This is a genomic window from Lacimicrobium alkaliphilum (assembly GCF_002591895.1).
Taxonomy (GTDB): domain Bacteria; phylum Pseudomonadota; class Gammaproteobacteria; order Enterobacterales; family Alteromonadaceae; genus Lacimicrobium; species Lacimicrobium alkaliphilum.
Window position 1 is genome coordinate 170,152 of sequence record NZ_NISX01000002.1, and the last position, 18,152, is coordinate 188,303.

The following is an 18,152-nucleotide window of genomic DNA, read 5'->3' on the forward strand; positions in this document are numbered from 1 at the left end:
CGAATTGCTATTCAGGCATACCGGGAATACAAACAGGGGGTAAAATACATTCAGTTGCTACCAAGTGTTGTTTTTATTGTGTTGCCTTTAATAGATAGAGGGGGATAGTCATAGTGTCAAGAAATCAGCCTGCTTTGGGCTGACAAATGAGCCAGCTAACAAGCTGAACAAAAAGGAAAAGTTATTCCGGTTGGCGTTTTCGCGGTACTTTGAGCGCCAGGGCACTGGCACAGCAACTGATGCTGGCGGGGCTGGTACCGAAAAATTCACCATCGCCTTCAATAGGCAGATCAGGGGTGTCGATATTAAATGTGTTGTCTTGCCAATAGTCTACGGCAGAGGCACTGAGGTGGGAGCCGGTAAAGACCCGCCACAGATAATAGAACTTCCTGAACAGCGATGCTTTACCAATCCAGCAACAATCCAGCAAACCATCACTCAGATCAGCCTTTGGCGCGATCTTCATTCCACCACCGAAATAACGCCCATTGGCAAAGGCCACCATAAAAGTCTGCTGTTTTTTACTACGATGCGGGCTCTTAAGTGCTATTGGCTGTTCTTTATAATGCAACAGCTTTACCACAGCGGCCATTAAGTAGCGCCAGCGCCGCAGTGTTCTGGGCTGATGGTCATACATTCCGGCAACAATTTCACCGTCAAAGCCCAGGCCCAGCACATTGACAAAATAACGATCATTACATAATCCCAGATCAATCCTGCGGCTATGCTCACCCAGCACCACTTCGATGGGATCATCCCCTTTGCGGTACAGATTGCGGGCAAAGTCATTGCCACTGCCACAGGGCAGCAATCCCAGTATCACATCGGTGCCGGCCAGGGCATTCACCGCCAGATTCAGGGTGCCATCGCCGCCTATCACCACCCAGTCTGAGTAATCGGTGGTGCATTGTTGTAAATGGCGCTGGTTGGCCTGGTCGTTGTCAGTGGTATACCAGATATCAAAGGCAGTACCGGCCTGGTCTAATCGCTCAGTCAGTTGCTCGCGGTAACGTTCTGCTGAGCCACTGGCAAGAGGATTAATAATAATCAGAAAACGGCAGGAGTGGAGCGAATCAGACATCGGCTTTTTATAGTTATTGTTGCTGCTGATAGTGTGCGTGATTGTCTGTGGCAGTCAATCAGTATCTCGGCATAAAGCGGCTTGCGCATTACAAATCATTGCAGTGGGGCAATATTCGGGTATGCTGAAATAACTGAGTTTTGCTGACACCTAATAAAAATAAGTAAAACCCTTCAGGAGCATTATGGATCAAGAAAACCTCTACCAGTTGCATGTCAGTGGAAATGTGCTCTGCGTCAGATTGCGTCATGTCTGGTCAAAACAGGTGGTAAAAAAAGTCTTTGCTGAGCTCAAAGAGGTGGTATCGGATATTCAGCATCAGCCCTGGGCTGCCTATGTGGATATGCGTGACTGGATTATGCCCACCATGGAGGCGCTGGAGGATTTTCAGTTAATTTACGACTGGTGCGCCGAGCACAATCAAACCCATGAAGCTACGGTGTGTAAGTTTGCCATGCAGGAGCGTATTGTCAGAGATAACTCCAGCTATGACCCGGCATTTCACTTTTATACCCAGCAACCGAAAAGTGCCCACGCCTGGTTAGAACAACAAGGCTTTCACTTTACCCTACCGACGTTCTGACTTCCCTTAATCATCAACGCTGAAAAAGTGTTGCATTAATACTGTGTATCGCATAGCATCAATTACTGTGCAATAAACAGTATGCATCACACAGTATAAGAACAGACAGGAAACGCATATCCATGACAATCTCTCAGTTGAATAAAATGCGCCTTGAGCTGCGCCGTGGTGCATTAGTGCTGGCCGTACTCAGCTCACTTAAAAAGCCCCATTATGGCTACTCGCTGAGAAAGCAGCTGCAGCAATCGGGCATTGATGTCGAAGAAGGCACTCTTTACCCCCTGATACGCCGCCTCGCAGATCAGCAGCTGTTAGACAGTCAGTGGCGCCACACCGAAGGCCGGGAACGACGTTATTACCAGCTTTCGGCTATGGGCAAAGAACTTTTGCAACAACTTACCGGGGAGTGGCAGGAACTAACCCATTCGGTAAATACTTTGTTGTCGGAGAACAACCAATGAACTTACTACAACGTTATATTAATGCCGTCAGGCAATATCTGCCTGAGGCTCTCAGAGACGATGTCGGCCGCGAACTCAAAGCTAATATTGAGGATCAGTCAGAGGCTGCCGCTGCTGTTTAATCTGTGCTGCCTGGTTTATCCGTACTGGAATCGGATCACACTGATGATAAATACGGTGCAGAATCTGGTTTATGCCGGGCTGCTATTTTATCTGGCCAGTCTGGAGCAAATCGCCGTCAACACGTATTCAGGACAGGGCATACTGGACATTGTCGATGTAAACCGCAGTATCTCGGTGGGAATGGTACTGGTGGCGATTTATCTGCTATATGAAATGTTCCGGGATATGCGCCGTTTACGAACATTAAAGACCTGATTTCAGTGTCTTCTCCAGCTCCGCCAGTTGCGCTTTGTAATAACGCCATTTCCCCACCGAGCCTGTATAAAGGCGCTGGCGGATTTGTGCGGCGCTGCCGGTGGCACTGGCATCACTGTTTTGCTGAAATTGCAGACAGTTGTCCTGCCATTCCAGATTGCAGTAATCAAGCACGGGTTTGAGTGTTAGCTTCGGCTCACTCACCAGTTGTTCGTAATTGACCGTCAGTATTTGCCCCGGCAGTGTCCGCTTCCAGTGGGCCATTAACTCTTGATTAGCGAGATAATACTGCCCCAGCTCATTCAGGTTATAAGAAAACGGGTAAGCATGGGCAAACAAATGCTTGTAAACGGCATAGCAGGTATCCATCGGGTCACGCTGTACATGAATGATTTTTGCGTTCGGTAACGCCAGTTTAATCAGGCCTATATAGAGAAAGTTCAGGGGTAGTTTATCGATAAAATACGGCTTATGACCGGTATCCGGGCGCGTACTGTGAATGTAACGTTCACCCAGAGCAGTGAAATTCAGCTCCGCACTCAGCTCTATGGCCTCAAGGATATTGCCGGGCTGCCCCAGCGAACTGATCTGCCCCATCATCGCCTGAGAAAAGTTATTCAGCTCTCCCGCCATACTCACCTGTGAATGGCTGCCGAGCATACGCTCAATTAAGGTAGAACCTGTGCGCGGCATACCCAGAATAAAGATCGGTTCGGCGCTTGTATAGCCGCTACCTGCTTTTTCCTGCAATAATTTCTCTGAAAACACCTGGGCGATTTTTTGCATAATCGCCTGATCCCGCCTGACATCATAGTTAAGGTGCGCCCGGCGCAAGTCGGCACCTTTTTTCAGGGCCGTAAAAGCGTCCTCATACCGCTGAACATCTTCCAGTTCCTTGGCCAGTGCGTAGTATAGGTGCACCTGTTGTTTGGGCGGCAAAGTTTGCTTGCACAGCACCTGTTCAAGTTCGCCAATATGGTTTTGTGATTCTGACTGAGTGCGAAGCGAAGCGCGCAGATTCTGTGCCTCACCATCGGCAGGGTTAAGCCTGAGCGCACGGTCCAGGGCTTTTTCGGCCCCTTCCAGGTCGCCCTGAACCCTGAGCATGGTGGCCAGATTGTAATGATAAATGGCTTTATCCGGGGCCAGTTCTGACGCTTTGCAAAACCACAAAGCAGCGTCACTCCATGCCTTTATCTGGCTGAATAAAAATGCCAGTTCAGCAACTGAACTGGCATCAGAACCGTTGATCTCACGACCGGCAAAATCACTGGCCAGCAATGCCAGCACGTCAAATGCTTGCTGACGCTGCCCGGCCTCTATCAGAGACCGGGCCTGGCGGAGTTGTTGTGCTATTTTGTCAGTGGCGGCTAAGGACATAACTTCATCCGTTTAACCTCTTAAAAACGGTAATTAAAGGACACACCCAGTGTTCGTGGCTGACCAATATAATCCTTTGACGCGTTACCGTAAAAGTTTTCCGTCGGATCCGTGCCCATATAAGCCTCTGACAATATCCCGGTAACCGCATCCTCGCCGAACAGGTTCTTCACATACAATGTTGCCATCCAGTCATCGGCATGCAAAGCGATGCCGGCATTCGCCAGCCAGAAGCCGGGCAATTCAATATCAAAGGTCGGGTTGCTGCTCAGCGCATTGCGCGAATCGGACTGATAATACACACCTATGCGGCTAACCAGATAGTAATCACTATTGATATCATGGGTTTGCTCTAATCCCGCGCTCAGTGTGTGGCGCGCGGTACTGGGAAGGCGATCACCGGCTTCGGCCTGCAGAAATTCACCCGGTGCTGCCTGAGTGCCCGATGGAATGTATAAGTCATCGGTCAGCTTGGCATTGGTCAGCGCATACTGAGCAGTAAACTGAAGATCATCGGTGATATAACCGCGGGTTTCAATTTCCATCCCTTTGGTTTCTGCCGACTCACCGTTAACAGCGGCATAGAAACCCCAGTTGGGTGTCGCCACATTAAGCTGCGGATCTTCCCAGTCCATTAAATACAGAGATAAGGAATAGAAGAAACGCCCGGTGTTGCCTTTTACACCTAACTCATAGTTGGTAACACTATCCGAGTCATAGTTCAGATAAGCAGGGTTCTCAGCAAAGCCGCCGGTTAACGGCACTGCGCTGGTACCACCACGGCGATAACCTTCCGATACGGTGCCGTAGAGCATCGCCTCATCCGACAAGTCGTAGGATAAATTAACCTTGAACAATGTGCCGCTGTCCTCACTGGCGGAGCTGACATCAGATTCGCCGGGGTAGATAGGCAGTTCAATAGTCGTGGTATTCTCAATATCATTTTCAAAGCGACGCAGCCCAAGTGTGGCGCGAAAATCATCACTGAAGTGGTACGTCAGTTCACCAAAGACAGACATGTCCTTTACGTTACCCTGATCGCGGTATCTGAAATCCTGATCGGTCAGTGTACCGCCCCAGGACGCCAGAGTTTCATCGAAGCCACTGGCCTGAGCCCATTCTGAAAAACCCGGCATCAGACTGTCCTGAGTCGCTGCCGTATCCTGATCCATGTAGAACGCACCAGCTATCCAGTCAATGGGCCCTTCGGTGTTAGATACCAGACGTAACTCCTGGGCAAAAGCTTCGTCAGCATAACTACGAACGGCCTGTGCCATCGGGCGGGGTGAACCACCATAGTAAAAAGCAAACCAGTTATTCTGGGCATAGAAGCCGGTGTTATCGCTGATGGAACTGCCGTCATGTTCGTACTTTGAGGTACTGGAAGAAAGGGTGGCGAAACCTAAATCCCATTCCATTTCCAGTGCCAGTAAGTCTACCTTACGCTCACTGGGCTCAAGCTGAATGGCACCATTCTGGTAATCACCGTATTGCTGCTCTTCGCCTGTTACCCAGTGTGTGCCACGGGTCACCTGGCGACGACCGCCGATATCATCAGACTGATACTGGTAGGACAACAGCGCACTGAATTCTTCAGAAGGCTGGAACAGTAATGACATACGACCATAATCGATGTCGACGGTATCGGCGTCTTCTTTACTGGTAAACACCGGATCACCGTTGGCGATATCGCCGCCCTCGGCCACCGGCGCGCCGGCATCGTTGAGCTCATAGATGGTCGTGTAGTCGACGATACCATCGTTGCGGATCACACCCGCATTGGCACGAAAAGCCAGGGTATCGGTCAGTGGAATATTGATCATGCCATCAATATTTTTATTAAATCCTTCAGAGCCGGAACTACGGCTCAGGCTGGCCCCGGCAGAACCGGAGAAATAATCCAGATCCGGACGATTCATCTTATAACGTACCGTACCTGCCAATGCACCAGAACCATACAGTGTGCCCTGCGGGCCACGTAATACCTCTACCGCTTCAATGTCTTTAAGAATAAAGTTGGCAAAGATCGGTGTATCGTTTACATAGGATGACACGGTTGGTACGGCATTTAACGCAAAATCGCCGTTACCCGAAGAGTCAACGTTCATCCCGCGAATGATGATGTTATTGAGGACACCTGAGTTGCGGTAGCCCCTGTCGACAGCTGTCACGCCAGCCATATTACGAACCATCTCTACTGAGTCCACAATCTGTGCTTCGCGCAACTGACTACCGTTGATCACCGAAATATTATAGGGGGTATCTTCAACTGTGGTAATACGGCGACTCGCGGTGACCTGGATACGCTCCAGCTCAACCACTTCCTTATCCTGCTCTGCTTCCTGTGCCAGCGCCAGAGTCGGCAGCATGGTTGCTGCGGCAATGGCCAGGGTCACGGGTGACAGGGCAAAACCTGTTTTCTTATTCGCCTTTGTCTGAGTATGCATAACATCTTCCTCTGGTTTTTATTCTGTTTTCAACACTGTAAAAAAACAATTCGGTTCGGGTTAGGGCCAGTTTTTAATTATTCTCCGGGCCAGTTGCACGTTTTATTCTGACCAGTCCGGCTTGGCCGGTTTCTGCAACGGGCCCAGTGCGTTCAGGGCCGCCGACCCAGCTCCTTTCTGGTACTGGGGATAAACAACCGGATTGTCGCGAAAGCTTTTAAGTGGTTGTCCCAGGCTGTGCCAGCCGGTTTCCCGCACCCGGCGCACATAGTCAAAATCAATATCCACGACGATCGATTCCTGAGTCTCACCAGCCTGATACACCACATCGCCGCCGGGGCCCACAACAATGGAGCGCCCCATGCCCAGCTTGCCGGCACCGTTGATATCCACCATATAACACTGGTTAGTGGCAGCATTGGCGCGGGCGATAGCCAGTTCCACATCTCTGTCGATGGTATTGGTTAAGGTGGGGTGCAGAATGACTTCAGCGCCTTTCCAGGTCAGTGCGCGGATGGTTTCGGGGAACCACATGTCGTAACAGATAGACAGGCCAAAACAACCCACACCGGGTATATCAAAGGTGACAAAATCTTCACCGCAGGAAACACCCTCCTCATAGGGTAAAAAAGGAAAGATTTTGCGATAACGGGCAATCACTTCACCTTTGGGGCTCAGCACAGAAAGCGTATTAAAAATACGTTCCTGATCCCGCTCAAACAGCGAGCCGGTAACCAGGTACACCTCGGCCTGCATCGCCAGTTCACTGTAAGCATCTTCAAGCGGCCCGGGCATAGGCTCAGCAAAGCGCGGCGCGGGCCCACAGTTGCACAACTCAGAGAGCATTATCATCTGCAGATTGGGGAAACGCTTCTTCAGACTCAGCACTTCCGCACTGATATGCTCAAAATTATTCTGATGGGGGTCCAGCTCCAGCTGCAAACCTGCCAGGGTGAATACACTCATCGGTTCTCCTTAATGCCAATACGTCAGGCTATCGATTGCTTACCAGCTTAGGGACAACCGCCCACAGGCAACAGGACCAGTTTTACAAAAGTTAAGGAGCCAGAGGGAGTAAAAAATGGATTTCGGCAGAGAACCTGCCTACCAGTTACCGGGAGTTTTACGCGAAGTGTGAAATATTCTTAATATTTCAATCTGTTGCAAACGAGGACGAACACGGTAGGGAACAATATAACGGGTATCGGGCACAACCAGTTCGCGAGTGCCATAAATACGGCCGGGATGGCCAAGTGCCGGATTATCCGGCAACAAACCAATGGCATTGACGATGCGTTGAACCACTAACCTGGCAGCTTGCGGATCATCCTGAGCAATAAATTCGGCTTCATCCTCTAAATTCCGAAGCGCCCTGGTTAGCCACCTAACCTGCATCAACACCCCATTTACCCAGCACCTTGCTCACGTCCTGTTGAGAAGCAAAACTCCCTTCATCAGCCTCTTTCAGGGCCTGATTAATTTCACCAACCTGCCACTCATTCAGTTCCACATAATCGCGCAGTGCCTGTGCAGCCAGAAATGATTTTGAACGCTGAGTCGCATCTGCCAACTGTTCCAGCCTTTGCTTTAACTCAGGATCCAGACGAATTGTCATGGTTACGGACATAATTTCACCTTTTGTATTCACTTGTATACATCATAACACAAGCCAAAATCCCTGCCCCTTCAGCAAACACAAAAGAGCGGAAAAAAGTGATATACAAACTACCTCAGCATAATAATCCTGGCCAAATCTGGCAGTGCGCTGGTGCCAGAAGGATGATATGCACAAGAACCGCTATTGGCACTGAACCAATAGTCAGTTCAGGCTCATCTCCGGATAGAAAATCTCAGCCACTGAGCGAGTCTGCAAATTGCCTGACAACGGGCTGAAAAGACTACTCCCCTTCTTCACCCGGAATGGTATAAAAGGCGGCATCGACTAACTGGCCGTCGCGCACCCAGTGAATGCGGTTGTCATTGATATAGATTTCAAAACCCAGCAACTCACCGTAAGACCAGCTTTGCCACTGACGATACCAGGTGTCGCCCTTCAGCCACCAGGTGCCGGTATCATGCTTTTCATCGGTGTGGCCTTCCCAGCCTTCCATGGTGCCATCGGCGCGCAAGCGGATACGGTAGGGATCGCCAAAAACGGTACGGCCGATAAACTGGCAGTTGGACACAAACGCCAGTAGCGCATCGCCGCTCAGACGCTGGCCCCAGTCTCTGTCCTGTTGCTCTGTGAACGCCACGATTAATCTGGTCAGCCGCTCCAGGGGAAAAGAGGTCTATTGCTGATTGAGGATCTTTCCGGTACCAAGCTCGAAAGAAAATCTATCGTCATTTTCGCCGGACTTTAACCCTACATATATATTGAGAATTTGCAGCAAAAGCCGGTGTGCCGGATCGCGATTCTGCTCATCAACGTCATTAAGCAGTGAGAGCAGCAACTGATAAGACTTGTCGCGCGCTGCAGGGATGTCTTCATTGGCAAGTGCACCCGCATTGCGATAACGATAAACATCATGCAGCAGGTCCAACATCGTCCAGCTAAAGTCCACTTGGGTTAGTCCCTCAGCTGTAAGCCAATGTTGACGCATTTTTTCATTTCCAATGAGAGTCTTAATCCGGTCCCAGCCGACTTGCTGGTGCAGTGACAGTTTACCATCTAACACTCCCCACTCTTCTGGCACAAATCTCATTCTGGCAAGCTCGCGTAAATGATAATCGGCGAACTGACGATAGCTTGCAGATGACAAAATCTCAGCCTGCCACCCTTTTAATTCGCTGTGTTCAGTTTGGTATCTGAGCTCTTGCTGATAATGAGGAAACAGTGTATCGAACCCTGTTACCCTGTCGACGCGAACCGTGCGCAATATTGCCGGGGAGTGTTCAGAAAGTGTCAGAACTTTATACGCGGGGCGATAAGCTGCCAGTGAAGGCGCCTGAATATTCAATAAACTGCGCCCATTATTGCCGACAATAGTCTGTGTGTCGTTAATATGCATGTGGCCGCCAACATGAAAAGTAATCCCCGTATCCAGCAGCGCATTAACGGTTTTCTTTGTCGGTGAGCGAACCATCTGAAAGGCATCTTCCCCTAACAATTGCTGAATCCTTTTTTCCTGCCCGTCATAAAACGGCGCCATTGGGAAATGACTGAAAGCCACCAGTTCCTTGTTTAATGCTCTCGCTTCAGAGGCAATCTTCTTAATCCATTGTAAAAGTTGAGGTTTATATCTGACGACGCCGTTGTATCCCTGGTTTCCGGAACCAGAAAATCCTCTCAGTTCTCCATTTTCACCCTCAGGAACATATACGTTTGCATCAATGGCGAGCAGCCAGACACCTTCGACAGGCTCAACAACATACGAGCTATCGATAACATATGCACACACTGGCTGTATGCTGTTATTACAGACCCGCCAGCGACGATTAGCTAATGGCGATTGCAACTCAGCTCTCGCGTATTGATAACTTTCATGACTGTATGTGGAAAAGGGTGTGGCCCAGAACAGGTCCCTCTTCGAAGGATAGAATCCCATATCCGGCATCGCCTCAATAAGAGACTGGTAGCCTGCGTAACCCACATCGTCAGCACAGATCAGGTTTTCAGGCTTTTGCTTTGACAGACACTTGTTGTGATCTGTACTGTAAACAGGCACTTCTTGTCCGTTCTTGTTGAGAAAATCCGGCTCCCCGCCCGGGGTGTCTTGCGGACGCACAGGATCGTGATTGCCATTAGTGATGAAAAAGCGCATATCATGTTTTTCCTGAAAACTTGTCAGCATTTTCATCAGGCCCCTGACATGCAAAGGCTGACCGTCATCGGTGAAATCTCCCGGTAATACAATCAGCCTGACGTTGTCTTGAGCAAGTTGTTCCAGCGCCTGGTTTAAAGCGAAATAGTTTTCGTTAAATAAACGGGTGGAATGCAATTGTGCACGCATGCTTCTGATAATCGCATTGCGGCCATCTTGCCGGGGGATCCCGGTAAATTCGCCGTTCTCAAATGTGGCAAAAACATCATGAAAGTGAATATCTGGCAGAAAGGCTATTTCGGTCTGAATTTTACCTTGAGCCTGAAGACCGGGACTCATAAAGAGCAACAAAACTAATATCTTAAAAGCAACAGCATTGTTCACAATGATCATATATCTCATTACATGTGCGGCATTATATTTTATAAAAATATCCTTCCCGCCCTGACGGGCGGGAAGGAGTGACGTCATAACAGATTTGTTCTAGAAGTTAGCTCTTACTCCCAGAGTCAGGCGACGACCAGACATTTCATACATAGTCGGAAAGCGCGGATCAATGGTGTAACCCGTAGTTTCTTCATCGGTGATATTAATGCCTTTCAAGGTCACTTTGACGTTATCAGAAACATGATAACCAACAGACAAATCGTATTGTCCGTACTCGTCACGGTAGACTGGATACATGTCTCGCCCTATATATTCAACATAGGCGTCTTTATAATTGTAGGAAATACGCGCGTCAAAGGCGTCGTTTTCATAATAAAAGGTCAGGTTGTAAGTACTTTCCGCCAACCCTTCAGGCGGTGTCGGAATATCGAGATCCGACGCACCGGTCAGTGAATTATCCAGTGATGTGTAGTTGGCATTAATGCCAAAACCATCCAATGTGTGATGCAGCATTCTCAGTGGAAATTGGGCAATCAGCTCTATACCAGAAACATCAAAGGAACCTTCAGCATTCACTTTCTGGTAAACTTCAAAATCATATATTCCATCCACAGTCCCATCGGCATTATATTTGGTGACATTTTCGACAACACCATTGAGTGTTTCACGAACAACCCCTTCGATGGTTTTGTCAAAGTAAGAAATCGCCAACAGACCACCCCCTTCGAGGTAGTACTCAAAACCCATTTCCCACTGATCAGCGAAAGTCGGCTTAAGATCCGGGTTACCGTCACGATACTTAAATTCACTCAGGCTCACAGTGCGCTTGTAAGCAATGTCACCAAGCGACGGGCGCATAAATGTCTCAGAATAGGCACCACGTAACATCAGATTATTGGTCAGTTCAACCACCATATTCAGACTGGGCAGTGTTTCTGAATAGTTGCCCTCTTTGGACACAGGTTCGGGTGTATAGCCGGTTGAACCGTCTGTATTTTGTACCTGGTGAAAACCAAAAGAGACAATATCACTTTCGATGTAACGCAAACCCGCATTGACCTTTATCGGCATGGCGGCAACAGTGAAGTCAAAGTTTGCCATGGCATATAACGCGGTGGTTTCTTCATCTACGCGGTAAAATTCACTTTCCTCGTAGGGCACTGAGAAGCCAGCATAGCGAAAAAAGTCACGCGCATAATCGTTGCTGATTTGGCTCCAGTCCAGATCGCGTCCTGCACTGGCAGAATATGCCCCACCCGGTACCAACTGTGAAACCGGTATCAGTTCAGAGTCCAGTAAAGTGCGGACACCATTGTATGAGCTGTCTCCTTCGCTGGGGCCCTGTACACGAGCTGAACCTTTATCGCGTTGTTTGGATTTGTCAGTATAGCGTGCACCAAACTGAAGCTCAGTCAGGGCTGGCATAAAGTCAAACTGAGCATAATACGTTGCGTCCAGCTGTGCAGCATACTTATCATCCGTGATATTCTCAAAGTCAACATCATAGTAATCAAACAAATAGGTTTCCGGCGCATTATACATATCGATACTGTCCGGATTGTCACTTAAGATGGTTTCACCACCTGTTTCGGTATAACGACTGCGGGACGGTGCATAAGAGGTATGCTTAAGATTGGTTGAATCAGAGAACTTCTCAGCACCAGAAAAACCCAGAAGTCCGTGAATTTCCCATTGTTTCAGTGTCCAGTCCATTTCAACACTAAATTGCTCGTAGTCAGTGTCCTGCACACGTTCTTTACTCAGAAATTCGTGTTGCGTCAGTGCATAGGAGACATCAGTTAATACTGTAATACCGTATTCTGAGAGGGTTTCTGAGTCGTAGTCATGGATAGTTTCCAGAGTGCTAGGGCTGGATGCGGAATAGGCCGCTGCATCATACTCATCTTCAACGGTGTCATAACCGCCCAACATGGCATCAAATGTAAGGTTGAACATATTGGATGGCTTGTACTGTAATGACGCTGTAGCCCCCCATTTTTCCTGATCATTCAAAAAAGCCCGATCGCCCACTTTGTTGAGGAATACGACCCGACTGGTTTCATTGTCATCAAAACGGTCATTGATCACGATACCAGTATCACGTTCCAGAACGAATGCAGCCTGATCAGACTGGGCTTGTTTGGAATCTGAACCACTTTTTTCCAGCCAGCGGGATAACGGCCTGAAATCAACCCCTGAGTTACTATCGGTGCGGTTAGTACGCTGCGACATTGAGTAGGATACCAATGCTCCCCAGTCGCCAAACGTATCGCTGGCAAGCACGGCAAACTTAGGGTCAGTTTTTTCTGAGATAGAGTTATTGGCTGCCTCTGCCGACACAATCAGTTTGCGCCCGTCATAGTCAAAAGGGCGCGATGTGCTGATGAGCACATTGCCTGCAATTCCGCCCTCTTCATCTGCTGCTGTGGGTGACTTTTTCACTGTCACACTTTGAATGATCTCTGACGCGAAGATATCAAACTCGACGTCACGACCACCGCTGCCTGATGCTGTAGCGACGCCGTTGATTGAAACGTGCGTAAACTCTGTTGGTAAGCTGCGTACCAGTACTTTTGAACCCAATCCTTTATTGCGCTCTATACTTACCCCGGGCATACGTTGCAGCGCTTCTGCCAGATTCTGTTCGGGAAAATCCGCGATGTCTGATGCCACAACAGAATCTGAAAAACCGATCATATCTCTCTTGATATCGACCGCTTTCTCAAGACTTTTTACATACGATCCGGTAACGACAATCTCTTCTAATGCCTCATTTTCTGCTGCGAAAACAGGTTGCGCTATTCCTAAACCCATTGCCAGATACAAGGGTGACAATGCAAAGTTGTTGTGTTTCATTTCGTGTTTGTCCGTTTAGCTGGTTGAAGGTGAGTGAGCTGTACAAACTCACCAAAGAAGACTCACGAAAAGAACAATCCGGGGACACAAACTTTTGTGAAAGTTTTATGTCATCGGGGGCTGCACAAACTGTCACAGAAAATTAATAAAAGTATTTGTCCCTGAATGCAGAATAGAGCAGTCGTATCAAAGGTAGGTTTCCGGAAAATGAATTCAAAAATATGCACCTGCTGTCCTCAACAAAAAAAGAACCACCTGTGATCGATGGCACTCACAGTCAAAACCTGGCTCAGGCGCTGCTCAAACACCAAACCGTGCTCAAGCAATTTATCCGCCGTTCTGTATCTCAGGAAAGTGATGTTGAAGACATTTATCAGAAAATGCTGCTCAAAGTACTCAAACGTCGCAGTGACAGCGATATACAGAACCCGTTAAGTTACGGCTTTAAAATGGCTGAAAACAGCATTGCTGAATACATCAGGGAAAGCCAGAGGCACCCCGATGAGCTTGCTGTTGAGCCGATCTGTGAGAAAAGCAACCTGGAAGAGCAACTGCACTACCACCAACGCTTAAACTTATATCAACAGGTACTGACTGACATGCCAGCCCTGCGCCGCGAGGCCTTTGTGCGCAGAAAATTTCATGGACAATCCCGCACCGAAATCGCGGATGCTATGACTCTATCAGAGGAAGCGGTGAAGAAGCACATCACACGCGCCATGGACGACTTGAAATGTGCCGTGCAACGTCAGTTGCACGAGGGTCATTAGCAGACTGAGAACATTATGAAACAAGATAATCAAAGCCCTGAGAACGTTAAATCATCATCGCTGGAGTCGCAAATCTGGAACGATCCCGCATTGCACGAAGCGCTGTCTCAATATGACATCGGTGAACAGAACAAAAACCAGAAAAACGTCATCGCCGCGCCAGCCAATAAACCTCTATTCTCCATTGCAACCTGGCCTGCACTGGCGGCATCATTTGCGATAATTTGGCTGTTATGGACCGGTCAACCGACCACTCATGAAGCCCCTCACCCACTACCAACACTCACGTTAGACAGTCAGGCACATACGCGCGACGTGGATCTGGCAGATGGCACTGAAGTGGCATTGAATCGCCATGTAAAAATGCATTTTTATCAGGATGACAAACTACGCTCCGTTGACTTCGAGCAGGGAGAGGCGTTTTTTGATGTGGCTCGTCATCAGAAAAAACCCTTTGTGGTGCAAACCCGTGATGCAAAGATTACCGTTATTGGTACGGCGTTTAACGTCGATGTCGCGCAAAGCCATTCACAGATTGAGGTCTATCATGGCAGGGTCAAAGTAACCTCAGAACAACGCGGCGAAGAGATTATACTGACCAAAGGACAGGCTATTGAACTGACACCCGAAGGAATCATTACAACTAAAAGCTTTAGCAGAAAGACGCCCTTGTGGCAGCAAGGCTGGATGGAATTTTCTGACCACAGCCTTGAACATGTGATTGAAAAACTTAACCGCTACAGCGACAAAAAACTGATTTTAAGCAACAACATCCGGCAGCTAATGGTTTCCGGACGCTTTAAAACAGAGGCGCCAGTTGATGCAGTTAAACTGCTGGCGCAAATGCATGAGTTACGGCTCACTGTGTTTTCGGACAGTATTGTGATTGATAAGGAATAGCCTTGTCATCTTTTCTTAACTAAAGCGAATTAGCATGCCTGCCATTGTGATCAGGCAGTATTATGTTCAGACATTATGTACAGGGAGGCGAATCTGCGCGCTTGGCTAATCACCATTCTCAGCTTGCCGCCTGTCAGTGTCTGCTCCGCAAGTTCTCTGATCGATGCTCTGGAGCAAATCTCCGAACACTACGGCGTCGCTATCGCTTATCCGAAGTCTGACGCAAATCAACACCAGGTCGAAAACTTAACGCTGGATAACAAAACCATATCTGAGATCCTTCATCAGGTAACAAAGAATACAAACCTGACATTTGATTTAACTGAGCAGGGTGTTTTGCTCAAAATAAAACAGCGTGCTCAGACGACTCAAGGTGTACCTTCTCAGAAACAAATTGAAGAAGTTAAGTTGGTTGCGCAGGCTTTAGAAACACAATCACCGCGGCTGGCTAACGTACGCGACGGGTACGCCTATTCTGTCGCAATGAAGCGTAAATCGGTGGGATTCTCAGATTCACTGGTTGCGTCCACTATTGCCGCTTATCCACAACAAAATCTGGCCGAAGCATTGCTTCACATGCCAGGTTTGAGTGTGGAGCGCAATAAAGGCCTCGGTACCCGCATTAATGTGCGTGGATTGCCCTACTCATTTGCGCATATGTCCATAAATGGTATTGCCTCGGCGTCTGCTGGTTCTGGCAGAGAGTTAGAATTGGATATGTTTGCTCCTGAAATCGTGCAAAACGTGACCCTCAAAAAGTCTTCTACGGCAGCGGATCATGAGGGTGGGATTTCTGGCAATCTCTATGTTCAGACTGCCCGGCCTTTTCAACAACCGAAGAAAAGCCTGATATTTTCAGCTGAGACTGCACACAATTCCATTTCAGAAAAGACCGACCCTAAGTTTTCTGTTCTGGCCAGTACCCGCGAACAAAACTGGGGGCTTTTAGCCTCACTGACAGTGTCGCGGCGAGTTAACCGCACTGACAGCAACTCAGAAGTCGGGTTTCGCCCATTGTCGCGCTGGCTGGAAAAAAGTGGCACCCCGCAAAAACAACTGCAATCTGATCAGGCGGCAGCCGTGCTACTCAGAGACACAGATATAACAATCCATGACCGACAGGATAAAAATGAGACCGCACGCATCGTATTTGTGAATAAAATCGGTGATCGTGCCTACGTCAACTCACAGGACCGACTCGCCATCACAACCGCCTTACAGGCTCAGCTTACTCAACATACGCTGTTAAATTTTGACGCGATATATAGCGCGTATAACACATCTGAGGACGTTTATGATGCGGCGGCCTACTCGGCATCCAGTGACAGTACATTGGAAAAAATCCATCAATATGACGCGACGACCTTAGCAGAGCACAACATTGTTGTATTGAGTGACGTGTCTTATGCCAGAACCCAACATGAAATGTTAAGCCGTGAAAACCGTGGCAGTAAAGATTACCAGCAATACAGCCTGAGTATGACTCAACAGGCTGATTCGTGGCAATTCGATGGACTGCTGGGCTACTCAAAAGCAGATAAGTTCTCTGATAACAGCAACCTTAAACATACCGCCTATTTCCCCTCCCGCTCCCGCTTTACCGATACAGGAGGTGAAGTCTTGCACAGCACTAATCCGTTGAGTATTGATATGTACAACAGTCCGCAGTCCTATCAATTCGAGTCCTACGACATTACCGTTGATGACGTTGACGATAAAAAATATACCCTGCAGTTGGACGCAAAAAAAGCCTTTGATGCTGCAGCACTTTCATCAATACAGTTTGGAACACGCTACACAAAAACCTTGAAAGAGCGGCAAAATGGTTCACGGCGGGTCACGGCGCCGCATCAAGGTGATACCAGTTCCCTCAATAACCCATCTATGACAGACAGTGAATTAAATACTATTAGTCAGCTTGTGCCTGGCGGCAGTTACTCACTGGCGGATGGGAGAAATCTTAACTGGCAACAGGTGGGCAATGATTATGCCCGAAAAACGTTTCGCTACCCTGGCTTACTGACCCCCTACGAACAAGCACAATATTACCTGGTAGATGAAGTTGCACGGGTGTTATATGCAATGGCTGATTTTGATTTTTATCACAATCAAAACCGCTATGCCCTTAACCTAGGAATGCGCTATATCGATACCCTTGTTCAGTCGTCTGGCTATCACCAGTTTCAAAACAATGACGATAATGACAGCGCCACCAATCAGCCTGTTTCTCAGACCGGAAACTATCAGCAGTGGCTACCCAGTATGAATGCCAGTATTGAGCTGAATCAGGACCTCCTGCTGCGTGGAGCTATGTCAAAAACCCTTATTCGTCCGGCACTTGACGAAATCGCTTATCGAAGAAGTGTCAGCCTGGCTGACTTCAAGTTTCATGATGGCAATCCGAATCTCAAACCCACCATTGCGCAACAATGGGAGTTGGGTGTTGAGTGGTATTTACAACCTGAAGCTTTACTCTCTGTTTCCTACTTTGAAAAACAAATTGACAACGTTATTCGGGAGAGTCTGACGGGTGTCGCGCAAAACGTCATTAAATATAATGACAACGGAACCATTGACGGAGTCTATGACTTCGACATCTACCAATATGTTAATGCCGATGGAAAATACACCATTAAAGGCATCGAATTTATCGCACACTTACCTTTTGGCTTGTTTCATAAGAGCTTGCAGGGATTGGGTTTAAACAGCAATTACACGATTCTCAGCAATGGTCTGACTGCCGATTCTGACTTAAATATCCCCAGCTCTCCAGTCGGTTTGGCTGACGAAAGTATCAACCTGGCATTATTTTACGAGCGAGACGATGTTGATGTGCATTTTTCTTACACCTATAAAGGGGCTTATGTTGAGCGTATTGAGCGCGATATGTATCCGGTTTACCGGGATGGCTATGGCCAGTTTGATGCTGCTATTGGCGTGCGCCTGAACCAAAATTTTAAACTAAGTATCAAGGGTCTCAATATTACTGACGAAATCACGCGCGCTTACACTATACATCCGGACTTCCCCAACCAATATGAAAGGTCTGGCAGAAGACTGGCCCTGGCAATTAATGGCACATTTTAATCCTGCAATAACCAGCCAGCCACAGAGCTATACTTCCCGGCAGTCACCACCGGGCCAG

16 protein-coding genes are annotated in these 18,152 nt (G+C 48.2%); 7 read left to right on the forward strand and 9 right to left on the reverse strand.

Annotated features, from left to right (window positions below; translation table 11 throughout):
* Positions 1-181: 181 nt before the first annotated feature.
* On the reverse strand, positions 182-1,081 hold the full coding sequence (locus tag CDA54_RS02710; protein WP_099033463.1) for a diacylglycerol/lipid kinase family protein: 900 nt from the start codon (positions 1,079-1,081) through the stop codon (positions 182-184).
* A gap of 184 nt (positions 1,082-1,265) precedes the next feature.
* Here CDA54_RS02710 and CDA54_RS02715 point away from each other — a divergent pair, with 184 nt between their 5' ends.
* The 4 genes from CDA54_RS02715 (at position 1,266) to CDA54_RS02725 (ending at position 2,503) form a co-directional block, all read left to right on the forward strand.
* Entirely contained in the window at positions 1,266-1,664 is a 399-nt protein-coding gene (locus CDA54_RS02715) for a hypothetical protein (protein WP_099033464.1), read from the forward strand.
* A 122-nt stretch (positions 1,665-1,786) separates the two neighbouring features.
* Entirely contained in the window at positions 1,787-2,125 is a 339-nt protein-coding gene (locus tag CDA54_RS02720; RefSeq protein WP_099033465.1) for a PadR family transcriptional regulator, read from the forward strand.
* Positions 2,122-2,247, forward strand: a complete 126-nt coding sequence (locus CDA54_RS19910; protein WP_268235266.1) for a hypothetical protein — start codon at positions 2,122-2,124, stop codon at positions 2,245-2,247. The genes CDA54_RS02720 and CDA54_RS19910 overlap by 4 nt, the downstream gene beginning before the upstream one ends.
* A gap of 43 nt (positions 2,248-2,290) precedes the next feature.
* Complete coding sequence (locus CDA54_RS02725; protein ID WP_099033466.1) at positions 2,291-2,503, forward strand: hypothetical protein; 213 nt, start codon at positions 2,291-2,293, stop codon at positions 2,501-2,503.
* Here CDA54_RS02725 and CDA54_RS02730 read toward each other — a convergent pair.
* From CDA54_RS02730 to CDA54_RS02765, 8 genes are all read right to left on the reverse strand, one after another.
* Complete coding sequence (locus CDA54_RS02730) at positions 2,492-3,883, reverse strand: tetratricopeptide repeat-containing sulfotransferase family protein (RefSeq protein WP_099033467.1); 1,392 nt, start codon at positions 3,881-3,883, stop codon at positions 2,492-2,494. The two genes, CDA54_RS02725 and CDA54_RS02730, sit on opposite strands and share 12 nt — an antisense overlap.
* 20 nt (positions 3,884-3,903) lie before the next feature.
* Positions 3,904-6,330 (reverse strand): TonB-dependent receptor, encoded by a 2,427-nt coding sequence (locus tag CDA54_RS02735; protein ID WP_099033468.1) that lies wholly within the window; start codon positions 6,328-6,330, stop codon positions 3,904-3,906.
* A 102-nt stretch (positions 6,331-6,432) separates the two neighbouring features.
* Entirely contained in the window at positions 6,433-7,296 is an 864-nt protein-coding gene (locus tag CDA54_RS02740) for a carbon-nitrogen hydrolase family protein (RefSeq protein ID WP_099033469.1), read from the reverse strand.
* Positions 7,297-7,434: 138 nt separating this feature from the next.
* Positions 7,435-7,725: a type II toxin-antitoxin system RelE/ParE family toxin gene (locus CDA54_RS02745; RefSeq protein ID WP_099033470.1), complete on the reverse strand. Its 291-nt coding sequence runs from the start codon at positions 7,723-7,725 to the stop codon at positions 7,435-7,437.
* A complete protein-coding gene (locus CDA54_RS02750) occupies positions 7,715-7,957 on the reverse strand; it encodes a CopG family ribbon-helix-helix protein (RefSeq protein WP_099033471.1) in 243 nt (80 codons plus the stop codon). Before CDA54_RS02750 ends, CDA54_RS02745 begins: the two co-directional genes overlap by 11 nt.
* A gap of 271 nt (positions 7,958-8,228) precedes the next feature.
* Positions 8,229-8,585 carry a hypothetical protein gene (locus CDA54_RS02755; protein WP_099033472.1) on the reverse strand — a complete coding sequence of 119 codons (357 nt, stop codon included), beginning with the start codon at positions 8,583-8,585 and terminating at the stop codon, positions 8,229-8,231.
* 36 nt (positions 8,586-8,621) lie between these two features.
* Positions 8,622-10,433, reverse strand: coding sequence for a metallophosphoesterase family protein (locus tag CDA54_RS02760; protein ID WP_180237094.1), 1,812 nt, complete (start codon positions 10,431-10,433; stop codon positions 8,622-8,624).
* Between the two features lie 144 nt (positions 10,434-10,577).
* Positions 10,578-13,337, reverse strand: coding sequence for a TonB-dependent receptor (locus CDA54_RS02765; RefSeq protein ID WP_099033474.1), 2,760 nt, complete (start codon positions 13,335-13,337; stop codon positions 10,578-10,580).
* A gap of 221 nt (positions 13,338-13,558) precedes the next feature.
* Here CDA54_RS02765 and CDA54_RS02770 point away from each other — a divergent pair, with 221 nt between their 5' ends.
* The 3 genes from CDA54_RS02770 (at position 13,559) to CDA54_RS02780 (ending at position 18,094) form a co-directional block, all read left to right on the forward strand.
* Positions 13,559-14,107, forward strand: coding sequence for an RNA polymerase sigma factor (locus tag CDA54_RS02770; RefSeq protein WP_099033475.1), 549 nt, complete (start codon positions 13,559-13,561; stop codon positions 14,105-14,107).
* A gap of 15 nt (positions 14,108-14,122) precedes the next feature.
* On the forward strand, positions 14,123-15,007 hold the full coding sequence (locus tag CDA54_RS02775; protein WP_099033476.1) for a FecR family protein: 885 nt from the start codon (positions 14,123-14,125) through the stop codon (positions 15,005-15,007).
* Positions 15,008-15,082: 75 nt separating this feature from the next.
* A complete protein-coding gene (locus CDA54_RS02780) occupies positions 15,083-18,094 on the forward strand; it encodes a TonB-dependent receptor (RefSeq protein WP_099033477.1) in 3,012 nt (1,003 codons plus the stop codon).
* Positions 18,095-18,152 lie beyond the last annotated feature (58 nt).